The 13,657-nt window shown below is 39.7% G+C and carries 11 protein-coding genes; 1 reads left to right on the forward strand and 10 read right to left on the reverse strand.

Annotated elements, in window-relative coordinates:
* Nucleotides 1-11: 11 nt before the first annotated feature.
* Together guaA and guaB are read right to left on the reverse strand one after the other, a co-directional pair.
* A complete protein-coding gene (gene guaA / locus BI291_RS11215; protein WP_074498917.1) occupies nt 12-1,589 on the reverse strand; it encodes a glutamine-hydrolyzing GMP synthase in 1,578 nt (525 codons plus the stop codon).
* A 123-nt stretch (nt 1,590-1,712) separates the two neighbouring features.
* Complete coding sequence (gene guaB, locus BI291_RS11220) at nt 1,713-3,185, reverse strand: IMP dehydrogenase (protein WP_074498853.1); 1,473 nt, start codon at nt 3,183-3,185, stop codon at nt 1,713-1,715.
* Between the two features lie 152 nt (nt 3,186-3,337).
* Between guaB and xseA the strand changes: the two genes are divergently transcribed.
* A complete protein-coding gene (xseA, locus tag BI291_RS11225) occupies nt 3,338-4,672 on the forward strand; it encodes an exodeoxyribonuclease VII large subunit (RefSeq protein WP_074498854.1) in 1,335 nt (444 codons plus the stop codon).
* On the opposite strand, the gene BI291_RS11230 is transcribed toward xseA, so the two are convergent.
* The 8 genes from BI291_RS11230 to pilW form a co-directional block, all read right to left on the reverse strand.
* Complete coding sequence (locus BI291_RS11230) at nt 4,669-5,352, reverse strand: PilZ domain-containing protein (RefSeq protein ID WP_074498855.1); 684 nt, start codon at nt 5,350-5,352, stop codon at nt 4,669-4,671. The genes xseA and BI291_RS11230 overlap by 4 nt on opposite strands.
* Nucleotides 5,353-5,456: 104 nt before the next feature.
* On the reverse strand, nt 5,457-6,899 hold the full coding sequence (gene der / locus BI291_RS11235; RefSeq protein WP_074498856.1) for a ribosome biogenesis GTPase Der: 1,443 nt from the start codon (nt 6,897-6,899) through the stop codon (nt 5,457-5,459).
* An 86-nt stretch (nt 6,900-6,985) separates the two neighbouring features.
* A complete protein-coding gene (bamB, locus tag BI291_RS11240) occupies nt 6,986-8,188 on the reverse strand; it encodes an outer membrane protein assembly factor BamB (RefSeq protein WP_074498857.1) in 1,203 nt (400 codons plus the stop codon).
* Nucleotides 8,189-8,227: 39 nt separating this feature from the next.
* On the reverse strand, nt 8,228-8,866 hold the full coding sequence (locus tag BI291_RS11245; RefSeq protein WP_074498858.1) for a tetratricopeptide repeat protein: 639 nt from the start codon (nt 8,864-8,866) through the stop codon (nt 8,228-8,230).
* Between the two features lie 10 nt (nt 8,867-8,876).
* On the reverse strand, nt 8,877-10,151 hold the full coding sequence (gene hisS / locus BI291_RS11250) for a histidine--tRNA ligase (RefSeq protein ID WP_074498859.1): 1,275 nt from the start codon (nt 10,149-10,151) through the stop codon (nt 8,877-8,879).
* A gap of 84 nt (nt 10,152-10,235) precedes the next feature.
* Nucleotides 10,236-11,357: a flavodoxin-dependent (E)-4-hydroxy-3-methylbut-2-enyl-diphosphate synthase gene (gene ispG / locus BI291_RS11255; protein WP_074498860.1), complete on the reverse strand. Its 1,122-nt coding sequence runs from the start codon at nt 11,355-11,357 to the stop codon at nt 10,236-10,238.
* An 11-nt stretch (nt 11,358-11,368) separates the two neighbouring features.
* Complete coding sequence (rodZ, locus tag BI291_RS11260) at nt 11,369-12,409, reverse strand: cytoskeleton protein RodZ (protein WP_175573114.1); 1,041 nt, start codon at nt 12,407-12,409, stop codon at nt 11,369-11,371.
* A gap of 19 nt (nt 12,410-12,428) precedes the next feature.
* Nucleotides 12,429-13,655: a type IV pilus biogenesis/stability protein PilW gene (pilW, locus tag BI291_RS11265; protein ID WP_139302608.1), complete on the reverse strand. Its 1,227-nt coding sequence runs from the start codon at nt 13,653-13,655 to the stop codon at nt 12,429-12,431.
* Nucleotides 13,656-13,657 lie beyond the last annotated feature (2 nt).

Genomic DNA, 13,657 nt, shown 5'->3' on the forward strand with positions numbered 1-13,657 from the left:
GTTACTAAGTGTTATTCCCACTCAATCGTGGCTGGTGGTTTTCCTGAAATATCGTAAACGACACGTGATATACCATCAATTTCATTAATAATGCGGTTAGACACTAATCCTAAGAAGTCGTATGGTAAATGTGCCCAGTGTGCAGTCATAAAATCAATTGTTTCAACGGCGCGCAAACTTACCACCCAATCATATTTACGACCATCGCCCATAACACCAACTGAACGAACCGGTAAGAATACCGTAAATGCTTGGCTTACCTTGTTGTATAAATCATGTTTATGTAATTCTTCGATGAAAATGGCATCCGCACGACGAAGTAAATCAGCATATTCTTTTTTCACTTCACCAAGTATACGCACACCTAAACCTGGGCCAGGGAACGGATGACGATAAAGCATGTCGTAAGGTAGTCCTAATTCTAAACCAATTTTACGCACTTCATCTTTAAAAAGTTCTCGTAATGGCTCAACTAACCCTAATTCCATGTCTTCTGGTAAGCCCCCCACATTGTGGTGAGACTTGATCACATGCGCTTTACCGGTTTTTGACGCTGCAGATTCAATGACATCAGGATAAATAGTGCCTTGTGCTAACCACTTAGCATTAGCAAGTTTACTTGCTTCTTCATCGAAAACATCAATAAATACATTGCCAATAATTTTACGTTTAGCTTCAGGGTCTGCTTCACCTTTTAATCGGTTTAAAAATCGATCTTCAGCATTAATATGTAAAATGTTTAGCCCAAAGTGATCACCAAACATATCCATCACTTGTTGCCCTTCGTTCAGACGAAGCAAGCCATTATCTACAAAAACACACGTTAGTTTATCACCAATAGCCCGGTGAATTAGCATCGCAACCACTGATGAATCAACGCCACCAGAAAGGCCGAGAATCACCTCGTCATCACCCACTTGTTCTTTAATTTTGTCTATTGCATCTTCAATAATTGAACTTGGCGTCCAAAGTTTTTCACAGCCACAAATATCAACAATGAAATGTTCTAAAATACGCATACCTTGCTTGGTATGGGTAACTTCAGGGTGAAATTGTACGCCATAGAATTGCTTTTCTTCGTTAGCCATCGCTGCAAATTTACAACTTGGTGTTTGCGCAAGCGTTTTAAAACCTGGTGGAATCGCCGAAACTTTATCTCCGTGACTCATCCACACATCTAATAATGCTTTGCCGTTATCTGCAATACGATCTTCAATATTGGTAAACAAGCGAGACTCTGCAATAACTTCCACTGCTGCATAGCCAAATTCTTTATGCTCTGAACCATGAACGCCACCACCTAACTGTTCAGCCATGGTTTGCATGCCATAACAGATACCAAATAGTGGCACTCCTGCGTTAAATACATATTTAGGTGCTCTTGGTGAGTCTAGTTCAGTAACAGATTCAGGGCCACCAGCTAAAATGATACCACTTGGATTAAACTCTTTGATTTGTTCTTCAGTTACATCCCACGCCCATAACTCACAATACACACCGATTTCACGTACACGTCGTGCGATTAATTGAGTATATTGCGAGCCAAAATCTAGAATAAGTATTCGTGAATCATGGATATCTTTGGTCATATCAAAACCTTTTATAAGTTTAAAAGTAACAGGCTGATTTAAAAAATCAGCCTGTAAAATAACTAACAACATTTAATGCATTAATGTTTTACTAAAACACTAAAGCGATTAAACGTATGCACATTAGCCCATTCTATAATTAGGCGCTTCTTTAGTGATGGCAACATCATGCACATGAGATTCACCCATGCCTGCAGCTGTTATTTTCATAAATTGAGGTTTAGTACGCATTTCTTCTATTGTAGCTGAACCTGTAAGCCCCATTGAAGAGCGTAAGCCCCCCATTTGCTGATGAATAATCGCTGAAACTGGGCCTTTATAAGCAACCCGCCCTTCAATACCTTCTGGTACTAATTTATCAGCTTCTCCATCAGATTTTTGAAAATAACGGTCACTTGATCCTTCTTTTTGCGACATAGCGCCTAAAGATCCCATACCGCGATAAGATTTGTAATAACGCCCTTGGTAAAGTTCTACCTCGCCTGGTGACTCTTCAGTACCAGCGAACATACTACCAACCATGACACAATGCGCACCTGCAACTAATGCTTTTGCAATATCACCCGAAAAGCGAATTCCGCCATCAGCAATCACAGGTACACCAGTTCCTTTAATAGCATCTACAGCATTGGATATTGCTGTTAATTGCGGTACACCTACACCGGTAACAATGCGTGTTGTACAAATTGAACCTGGGCCAATCCCTACTTTGACGGCATCAACTCCAGCATCAACTAACGCTTTTGCACCTTCGCCTGTTGCCACGTTACCAGCAACAATTTGTAAATCAGGGTATTTATCACGGGTTTCTTTTACGCGATCAAGTACGCCTTGAGAATGTCCATGTGAAGTATCAATCAATAACACATCAACACCCGCAGCAACTAATGCATCAATACGTTCATCAGTACCTGCACCAACGCCTACTGCAGCGCCAACACGCAAACGACCTAATGCGTCTTTACATGCATTCGGCTTACTTTCAGCTTTTTGATAATCTTTAACAGTAATAAGACCTGTTAATTTAAATGCATCATCAACCATTAAGGTTTTTTCAATGCGATGCTCATGCATTAAGCCTAAAATCTCTTCTCGCTTAGCACCTTCTTTTACCGTTACTAGCCGTTCTTTTTCAGTCATTAACGCCGATACTGGCTTTGATAGGTCCGTTTCAAAACGTAAGTCACGACCGGTTACAATACCAACAAGGTTATTAGCGTCATCCACAACAGGAAAACCAGAAAAGCCAAGTTCATCAGCTAACATCATCACAGATTCAATAGAAGCAGTTGGGCTAACTGTAACAGGATCAGTTACTATCCCGCTTTCAAACTTTTTCACAGTAGAAACGTTTTTAGCTTGCTCAGCGATGGTCATATTTTTATGAATAAAACCTAGCCCCCCTTCTTGCGCTAACGTAATCGCTAGACGCGCTTCGGTCACTGTATCCATCGATGCAGAAACCATAGGTACATTTAATTCAATTTTTCGGGTTAATTTGGTTTTCAATTCGGCCGTATGAGGCAGTACCGTTGAGTGGGCAGGTACAAGTAGAACATCATCAAAAGTTAGTGCTTCTTGAGCAATTCGTAGCATCGCAACATCTCTCTAATTAAAGTGGCTAGGGAGGAAATATTGCGGCAGAATTTTAACCGTTTTCGCCTGTCAGGTAAACTTAATTTTTACTATTTTACAGAAAAACTTATAATGGCTGGCATAAATGATCCTTATCCTAATTTTGTTTCCTTATGAGCCAACAGTATATTTTAAAAATTAGCGAACTGACGAAGAAAGTAAAGTACCTTTTAGAAAGTGAAATGAGTACCGTATGGCTGACAGGCGAAATATCAAATTTTGTTGCTGCTGCCTCTGGCCACTGGTATTTATCGTTAAAAGACAGTAAAGCACAAGTAAGATGTGCCATGTTTAAAGGCAACAATAATAAAGTACGTATGAAGCCGATAAATGGCCAACAAGTTCTTGTACGTGCTCGTGTTTCACTATATGAACCTCGCGGTGACTTTCAATTAATCATCGATCAAATGGATGATGCTGGTGACGGTTTACTCCAACAGCAATTTGAAAAATTAAAAGTGACGTTAAATGCTCAAGGCTATTTTTCAACGCACAACAAACAAGCATTACCAGATCATATTAATACGATTGGTGTAGTAACATCACCAACAGGTGCAGCGATTAAAGATATTCTATCGGTATTACAACGCAGAAGCCCGCAAACCCACGTTATTATTTACCCTGCATTGGTACAAGGTAAAGACGCAAAGCATGATATTGCAGCTGCTATTGAACAAGCGAATCTTCGAAGAGAATGCGATGCACTCATTGTTGGTCGCGGTGGCGGCTCTCTGGAAGATTTATGGTCGTTTAACGAAGAAATCGTCGTAGAAGCCATTTACCAAAGCAAAATACCAATCATTAGTGCTGTAGGCCATGAAATTGACACTACATTAGCTGACTATGTCGCCGATGTTAGAGCGGCTACTCCTTCTGCAGCTGCAGAAATAGCGTCAAAGAATACCGCTGATACGCTCGATAAAGCCCTACAATTGAAGCAACGATTAATTCGACAATTATCAATCACCACTGAAAAATGGTATCAGCAACTAACAAACCTAACACACAGGCTAAATCGTGTTCACCCTGAACAACACATTGTCACGCAACAACAACGAGCAGATGAACTCGCAAACAGATTAACTACCGCACAACTTAACCAGTTAGCACGGCTTTCTTTACCGAGTAAATTGGTTAATCAGCGATTTGCACAGTTGCCTATTCAACAAAATATCATCAGACAACAGCAGCATTCAGAATCATTGCAAACACGTTTAATTAAGGCGATAAACTTTAGTCATCAACGTAAACAGCAAAAATTTGTTAAATGCATTGAACAATTACAATTAGTAAGCCCATTAGCAACCATAGCAAGAGGCTACAGCGTGACACGAACGACAATGGGGATTGTTAAGTCTGTAAAGCAAGTTGATATTGGTAAGAGTGTTGAAGTACAACTGTCTGACGGTACCTTTGCTGCGACAGTCACTTCCGTTGAAGACAACTAAACTTCTAGCGTGATGACATGATGAAGTAACTTTATCACTAACTCACGCGCATTTTCATTAAATTTTACGCCAATGGAAACGCCATTAAGTACAGGTTTAATGGTGCACATAGTACCTGGTAGTTTTAAATTATTAAGATCTTGAAAGTTTTCTATGATCACACTGATAGATTTATCTTTGGTCATATTAAGCTTTTCACCATTTTTAATCAGTATTTGGCAACCTGATAGCGAAAGATCAGTGATCAACCCTTGCCAATATTGACCTTCGACGAACACTTTAGAAACAATATCGGTGTCAATTCGAATAGATTTACGTAAACTTTGAACACTTAATGAACGCGGAAAATCTAACACCATAATTTTAGAGGGTATTTGTAATGTTTGTTTCACCGTACTCACAAATGCAGCAACTGAGCCTTCGTGCCCTTCAATCAATCCTCGCACAGTAACTGCAACACCTTGCGTTAAAAACTGGCTAAAACTGCCGAGTTTATTTTTATCAGGAAATTGAACGAGCACGTATTTTTTAGGTAAATAGCCGATGAACGTTGTTCTAAATTTACCTTTTTGACCGGCCGGCGTGGCAATATCAATCGTAACTAAAGAGCCGGCAAGTAGTAAGCCTAAATTGCGATTAAGCCGATCTACCGTTTCTATTTTGGTTGGCGACGAAGGCATGTTTTTATAGTCGTGATAAATAATAGTTATAAAATTAGCTAAAAATACGTTGTAATGCAACGTATTAGCACACAGAAATATTATTAATTTATCACGCTATATTGTTACTCTGACGTTTTGTAGCCTTGTGTTTTACGCGCTAACTTCTTTTGTTCACTGTAAGAAAGCTTTTTCTTACCAGCAAACGGGTTCGATGTTTCTCTAAACTCAATTTTTATCGGCGTTCCCATAATTTTTAATGATTTACGATAATAATTCATTAAATAACGTTTATAAGATTGCGGTAAAAATTTCGCCTGATTACCATGTATCACGATGATGGGTGGATTGTAACCACCGGCATGCGCATATTTTAATCGGATACGGCGACCATTATGCATAGGTGGTTGATGATCAAACACTGCCATATCTAATACTTTTGTCACCATTGACGTCGAAATACGTTTCGTTGCAGACACAAATGCTTCTTCAACTGATTCATATAAATGCCCAACACCGGTTCCATGCAGCGCAGAAATAAAATGAATACGTGCAAAATCAATAAAGCCGAGGCGACGATCTAATTCTTTATGAATACGATCTTTAACGCTCTCATCGAGTCCATCCCATTTGTTTACCGCCACCACTAATGAACGCCCAGCCTCAAGAATAAAACCAAGCAAACTTAAATCTTGATCAGAAATACCTTCTTGGGCATCAATCACGAGCAAACATACATTTGCATCTTCAATGGCTCGAAGTGTTTTGATCACGGAGTATTTTTCAACAACATCTGTCACATTTTTACGACGACGAATACCCGCTGTATCAATTAGGGTGTACTCTCTGCCGTTGCGTTCCATGGGAATATAAACGCTATCTCGGGTTGTGCCGGGCATATCATAAACCACCACCCGTTCTTCGCCTAAAATACGGTTCGTTAATGTTGATTTACCAACATTCGGTTTGCCAATAATCGCTAACTTTATCGTGTCGTTTTCATCGGGTGCTTGATCAATTAATGCTTCCTCAGATAACGGTTCATTGTCATCGTCATTTTGAGTTTCACCTAGCGCTTCAATATGAGGTGTTAATGCCAGCGTTAATAACTGTGTCACTCCACGACCATGAGCAGCGGCAATCTGATGCACCTCTCCTAGTGCTAATTGATAAAATTCAGCAACCGCTGAATCAGCGTCAATACCATCTATTTTATTGGCAACAAGAAAGACTTTTTTATTCTGTTTTCGCAGGTAATCAGCAATACCTTGATCAGCTGATGTTAAACCAGCACGGGCATCTACCATAAATAACACCGCATCTGCTTCTTCAATAGCCATTAAAGATTGCTCAGCCATTAAAGCATCAATGCCTTCTTCATTGCCGTGAATACCACCCGTATCAATAACAATGAAAGGGTGCTCTTCAACCTCTGCTTGACCGTACTGTCTATCTCGCGTTAAGCCTGGATAGTCAGCAACTAATGCATCACGACTACGCGTTAAGCGGTTAAACAAAGTTGATTTTCCAACATTAGGACGCCCTACAAGCGCAACAACAGGAAGCATGATTACCTCAAAATTTTCTATTTAATAAACAACAGCGGCCCTGCAAACATTGCAGAGCCGCTTTAATCTTAGCACTTTAAATGGGACTAAGGCTTTTTAATCGCCTGTAGATCACCATCTTTTGACAGGACAAAAAGTAAATTTCCATCTGTCGTCGGTGTTGCATATACACCACTGCCATCAACATGATGACGAGCAACAATATCGCCTGACTCTTTATCTAACCAATGTAAATAGCCTTCAAAGTCACCCACAACAATGTAGTTATCGAATTCTTTTGGCCCTGTAACATTACGGTTAGTGAGCGCAAGTTGACTCCATTTCTCTGTGCCGTTTACGCGATCAATCGCATAAACATGGCCTTTAACATCAGTTAAGTAAATCGTATTACCACTAATTTCAAGGTCACGGTAAGAAGAATATTGACGCTTCCATAGCACTCTTCCACTTCGTAAATCTACTGACGCCATATTACCACGAGCAGATATAGTATAAGCTTTATCACCATAAACAATAGGACTTGAATCAATATCAACAACACGGTCTAATTCTGTTGAGCCGGTTGCTTCGCCTATTTCTGATGTCCAACCTTGTTGACCATTTTCTAACAAGTACACAGTTAAACTACCGTTTGGGGCGCCAACAACTGCACCACCAGCAGCTAAGGCAGGAGAACTCGTGCCTCTAAGCGTTAATGGTGGCACATCTTGCTCTACTTGCCACAACGTTTCGCCATTAGTAGCGTTAAATGCTTTAACAACACCTGAGGCGGTATTTACGACAAGTACACCAGCATCAAAGCCTGGAGCAGCTAACACTTCACCTTTCACTTTGCTGTGCCAGCTAACTTCACCCGTTTCTGCATCTAACGCATACACATCGCCGTTTTCGCTGCCAATAAACACTTTATTCATGGCTGCTGTTGGGCCACCGTTTAGATATGCCGTCGCCTTACTAGAGAAGAAACCACCTTCGCCATCTTTACGTAGATCAGTACGCCATAGCTCTTTACCGGTAGCTGGATCCATTGCATAAACTTCACCTTCACGGCTTGCACTATAAAGTTTGCCATAGGCCACAAATGGCGTAATACGTGAAAAGTATTTACCAACACCACCAATGCTTTCTTCCCAAGCTACGTTAACTTCGAATCGTTCAGTAATCTCTGTTAGCTCTACCGGCTCATTTGGATCAATTTCATCGTCAGTAGAAGAACACGCCATTAAACCTGTTAATAAACAGCCAACAAGCAATGTTTTATGTCGTAATACGTTTGTTATTTTTAGCACTAATGGCTCCGTTTATTCACGCGTTATTAAAAAACAAGGTTATTTAGGTAGAACAATTTGCTCTGCTAAGTTATCAAACTTCATTTGCAAAACAGGATTTGTCCCTGCTGTACTTGCATCTAATGCCGCCTGATAAGCCGTGCGAGCTTTTGCCTTATCACCATTTAAAACAAAGGCATCACCTTTAATTTCTTCACGTTCAGCATTAAACGCTTCTGGAAATTCACCGTTTAGCGTTTTCAAAGCCAATTCAATTTTTTTAGTTTCAAGTTGAACACGTGCTAAGCGTAATTTAGCTAATGCTTGCATTGCTTTGTTGGTAGTATTTTCAATCGCTTGATTTAAATACGTTTCAACTTGTGCCCAGTCTTTGTGTTCAGCAGAATCTTTTGCTAAAGCAAGTGCGGTTAAGCTAGCGTAACTTGTTCCACTGTTATTTTTGATAAAGTCCTGACCACGTGTTTGAAACGCCTCATCATCTTGTTCTAATAAAGTGATCACTTGCTGGTAATTTTCAGAAACTTCTATCTCTTGGCTTAACTTATTATCTTTGTAATAGCCATAACCTATGAAGCCAGAAAAACCCAACACTAAGCCAGCAATGATGGCATTACCATATTCATTCCAAATTCTTTTAAGTTGTTCAACTTGTTGTTCTTCTGTTTGATGTATATCCACAACGATTCCTTTAAAGTAAACTTTTTAATAACGCTGGCACTTGATCAAATGCCATTTGTTGTTGTTCTTGTTGACCACGTAAATATTTTACCGTGACTTGCTGATTAACCAGCTCATCTTCACCTAAAATAAGCGCAACCTGAGCGCCTGACTTATCAGCACGCTTAATTTGTTTTTTCATATTACCGCCACCACAATGTGTTTGTATACGCGTTTGTGGCACTTCATCTCGCCATTGTTCGGCAAGTGCTGTAGCTTTAATGTCTATACCTTCGCCTAAGCTGATCACATAGGCTTCAACTTGTGGCCTTACATTTTGCACTTTATCTAAACTCGTTAACATTAACACTAATCGTTCAATACCTAACGCGAATCCAAAACCAGGTGTTGCCTTGCCGCCTAATTGTTCAACTAAGCCATCGTAGCGACCACCAGCGCAGATTGTTCCTTGTGCGCCCAAGCTATCTGTTGTCCATTCAAATACAGTACGATTGTAATAATCTAAACCACGTACCAGTTTATCATTAAGTACATAGTTAATGCCTGCGGCGTCTAAACGTTGGCATACACCCTCAAAGTGTTTAGTTGACTCTTCACCGAAATAGTCAGCTAATTTAGGTGCTCCTTCTAACGCTTTTTGTACGTCAGGATTTTTACTGTCTAATACTCGCAACGGGTTAGTATGCATACGCCTTTTTGAGTCATCATCCAATAAATCTTCTTTTTCAGATAAAAAGGTCACTAATGCATCGCGATACGCAGCGCGCTCTTCGTTAGATCCTAACGAATTCAATTCTAGTGTGACAAACTCATCGATGCCAAGTTCCTTCCAAAGTCGATAAGTTAATGAAATAACTTCAGCATCAATATCAGGTGTTGCTATACCAAAGGCTTCTAAGCCAAATTGATGGAATTGACGATAGCGACCTTTTTGCGGACGCTCATGACGAAACATCGGCCCCATATACCATAAGCGTTGCTCTTGGTTATACAGTAAACCATGTTGATTACCCGCTCGTACACAACAAGCAGTCCCCTCAGGACGCAGCGTTAAACTGTCACCATTACGATCATCAAAAGTGTACATTTCTTTTTCAACGATATCGGTGACTTCGCCGATTGAGCGTTTGAAAAGTGCGGTAGATTCGACAATTGGCATACGAATTTCGGCGAAACCATAGTTACTGGCAACACGGCGTAAGACTGATTCAACCATCTGCCAAATATTCGTTTCTGAAGGAAGGCAGTCGTTCATACCACGAACAGCCTGAATTGTTTTACTCACCTAGAAGGCTCTCTTTTTGCTATTGGAAATGTAAAATGCAGCGCGCATTATAGGCAGTTTAGCGATAAACGTAAACTACCGAACTTAATTGTCGATCTCTTTGACCGCAATTTTATTGGCTTGATCCATTAACTTTGCTTTTGCGCGTATGCGTTGTTCAAGCTGATCAACCAATTGGTTGTTATCAAAGCGCTCTTTTTGCCTGATACCATCTAAATAAAAGCCACTCTTTTTACTGCTACCGGTTAAGCCTAAATCTGACACTGTTGCTTCGCCAGGGCCATTAACGATACAACCAATAATCGAAACATCCATCGGTGTCATAATATCTTCAACACGTTGCTCTAACTCATTAACAGTACTGATCACATCAAATTCTTGACGAGAGCAACTTGGACAAGCAATAAAATTGATACCACGGCTACGTAGTTTTAACGATTTTAGAATATCAAAACCTACTTTCACTTCTTCAACTGGGTCTGCTGCTAAAGACACTCGTAGGGTGTCGCCAATTCCTTCAGATAATAACAAGCCAAGTCCAACAGATGATTTAACAGCTCCCGCTCTTAAACCGCCGGCCTCAGTAATACCAAGGTGTAATGGGTTATCAATTTGCTTTGCTAGTAACCGATACGAACCAACAGCCAAAAAAACATCCGATGCTTTGACACTGACTTTAAAATCATGGAAGTTTAATCGATCAAGAATATCAACATGACGCATCGCTGATTCAAGTAATGCTTCAGCGGTAGGTTCTGTATATTTTTCTTGAATATCTTTTTCTAACGAGCCCCCGTTAACTCCAATACGAATTGAAATACCTTTATCGCGTGCAGATTCTACTACTGCTCTAACACGATCTTCACGGCCGATATTTCCAGGGTTAATACGTAAACAATCTGCGCCATATTCCGCCACTTTGAGTGCAATACGATAGTCAAAATGAATATCAGTCACTAACGGCACAGATACTTGTTGTTTAATTTCTCTAAAAGCTTCTGCTGCATCCATAGTAGGTACACTTACCCTTACGATGTCAGCGCCAACAGCTTCTAACGCTTTTATTTGTTTTACCGTAGCAGCAACATCAGTGGTTAATGTATTAGTCATAGACTGAACGGCTATAGGTGCATCACCACCAACAGGTACATTACCAACCATAATCTGGCGTGATTTTCGACGAATAATAGGGGATTCTTTAAACATAATAAATTCGTTTACTCTGCTTGATTTTCTGCATCGAGTGGCAAGGTAAATTTCGCAATGTTGCCACGGGAAAATTGCGACATATCAATATTGTCACCTTGAAAAGCAATCGTCACCAATTCTGGCTTTCCTAAAGTAACTTTAAACGGTGCCTGCCCTGATATATTCATAACATAGCCCGTTTTTTTAATACCCCATGCCACACGTTCGCCTGTTGCGTCATAGATATTGACCCAGCAATCGCCTGAAAAAGTAAATTGGGCAGACGTTAGTGGTTCATTTGAAGATGTTAGAGATAACTGTTCGTTAGGTTCTGCAACACCGGTACTGGCTATACTCTTTTCCGTTACGGAATCGTTAGTTAATGGTACATCATTAGAGATAGCATTATCAGCTTGTTGAAGTACTTCAGTTGATGATTGTTCTGAACTTGCCTGAGTTGTTATCTTGTTTTCAGTCGTCGCTTTTAAGGTTTCCGATAGAGGCGCTATGTTCGTTTCATCAATAATTTTATTTTCGGTTTGTTCGTCAACATCTACTGTTGTTAATATTGGTTGCTCAATGGAACTGGATTGCTCTTCTGTACTAGATGTTGTGTCAACAACTGCTGTTTTCTGGCTTTCTTTCGCATCTTGTATCCACCAAATCACACTTGAACCAACAAGTGCCGCAAGGATCAAATACGTTAGCCACATCAGTCTGCTATTTTCTGCTTGTTTTTCAGTTTCCTTCGAAAAACTTTGCATGAATGTGCCTTGCTTATCTTGCGTAGAACCAATATTAAGTGTTTCATAGCTTGCTAACACTTCTTTTTCAGGAAGATTAACAAGCTTAGCATAGCTTTTTAAATAGCCACGGTTGAAGGTGGCAGGCAATGACGCGTCAAAAATATCTTGTTCTATTTCACCAACTAAAGCTTTCCTGAAGTTCAATCGTTCCGCAACATCCAATTCACTTAACCCCATTTTTTTGCGTGCTTGAGCAAGCATTTCTCCTGGGCCTAAAGTTTTTGGTTCTTCAGTTTGTATTTCTAAATGTTCGTTTGTCGTCATGTTGGTCATTTAATGGTTGTTACTTCTTAGGATCAGCAAGTAAAATAACATCACCTATCTTAATTGATTGATTTCGAGAAAAGTTATTCCAGCGTTCTAACGCTTTCATGTGAATATTATATTTCACCGTAATGGAGAATAACGTGTCACCCTTTTTCACAATGTGTTGAGGGATTGACGATTTTTTTTCATTTGTCGTGATACTCTCATTCGACAGTGTCACCTTGTTTTCTGCTTTTTTACTATCTACATGGCTTACTGACTGAACAGTTTTTTCATCCGTTTTACTTCTATCACGCGCAAATTTTTTAGTATTATTACGTTTTTTCGCGTTTACATTTTTTGACTCAGCACTATACCCTTTAGGTGATAGCTTAACCACACGCTTTTTCTTTTTATTCAGAAGTAATGGCTTTGTTAATAATTGGTATTTTTCAGCTAACTCGTCAGCTTCTGTATGATCAAGCCCATTGAGTAAAAATTGCTTTGCTTGGAATGATTGCGGAAACATTTTCACTAACATACTCGCGTAATTTTTGGCAACACCCGCTTTATTTTGTTTCTGATAGGTTTTAAACGCTAATGCTAACGCTTCTGGCATAAAACGTCGGGTGGCTTTCTCATACCTTTTTAAGTACTGCTCAGCTAATTGATAATCGCCCTTTGCATATTGTAAGCGCATCATGTGTAAAATCGCAGAGGCATTACTTGGACTGTGCTGAATTGATTTATGTAAATAATGTTCGGCCTTGTCAAACGCATCAGCGTCAAGTTGACATAATGCCAAATTTTCATAACTTTTTGCCACTAATAAATACGTAGGAACGGCAATAGCCTTTAACATTTTCTGTTCAGCAAGTGCATATTTCTCTTGTTTACAAAGAAAGACACCGTAATTATTCAATGTATCTGGGTCATCACTATTAATTGATAACGCTTTCTCGTAAGCTTGAGTTGCTAGTTTTGGCTCACCAACAGTATCATAATAGTGAGCAAAGGCAGTATGTACTTGAACAAGTTTAGGCGCTGAACGTTTTGCTTTTTCTAAATTAAGTTTAGCCTGCGTGGTATTACCCATTTTTAAATAGCCAAGCCCTAATGATATTCTGGTCATCGCAATTTCATTGTTCGATGATTCATTTTGTATCACGGGCGTGTTTTTATCATTTTCATAAGTTTGGGTGACACAGCCCGTTAAACCTAAAAAGATGATCAAACAAGTCATTGTTCTCAGAAAATTATCCATAT

It is taken from the genome of Thalassotalea sp. PP2-459, from assembly GCF_001913705.1.
Lineage (GTDB): Bacteria > Pseudomonadota > Gammaproteobacteria > Enterobacterales > Alteromonadaceae > Thalassotalea_C > Thalassotalea_C hakodatensis.

Bases quoted from the DNA above. Each gene is read 5' to 3' on its own strand.
- xseA (WP_074498854.1), top strand. From the start codon at position 3,338: ATGAGCCAACAGTATATTTTAAAAATTAGCGAACTGACGAAGAAAGTA.
- der (WP_074498856.1), bottom strand. From the start codon at position 6,899: ATGCTTCCTGTTGTTGCGCTTGTAGGGCGTCCTAATGTTGGAAAATCA.
- guaB (WP_074498853.1), bottom strand. From the start codon at position 3,185: ATGCTACGAATTGCTCAAGAAGCACTAACTTTTGATGATGTTCTACTT.
- rodZ (WP_175573114.1), bottom strand. From the start codon at position 12,409: ATGACGACAAACGAACATTTAGAAATACAAACTGAAGAACCAAAAACT.
- pilW (WP_139302608.1), bottom strand. From the start codon at position 13,655: ATGGATAATTTTCTGAGAACAATGACTTGTTTGATCATCTTTTTAGGT.
- ispG (WP_074498860.1), bottom strand. From the start codon at position 11,357: ATGTTTAAAGAATCCCCTATTATTCGTCGAAAATCACGCCAGATTATG.
- BI291_RS11230 (WP_074498855.1), bottom strand. From the start codon at position 5,352: ATGCCTTCGTCGCCAACCAAAATAGAAACGGTAGATCGGCTTAATCGC.
- guaA (WP_074498917.1), bottom strand. From the start codon at position 1,589: ATGACCAAAGATATCCATGATTCACGAATACTTATTCTAGATTTTGGC.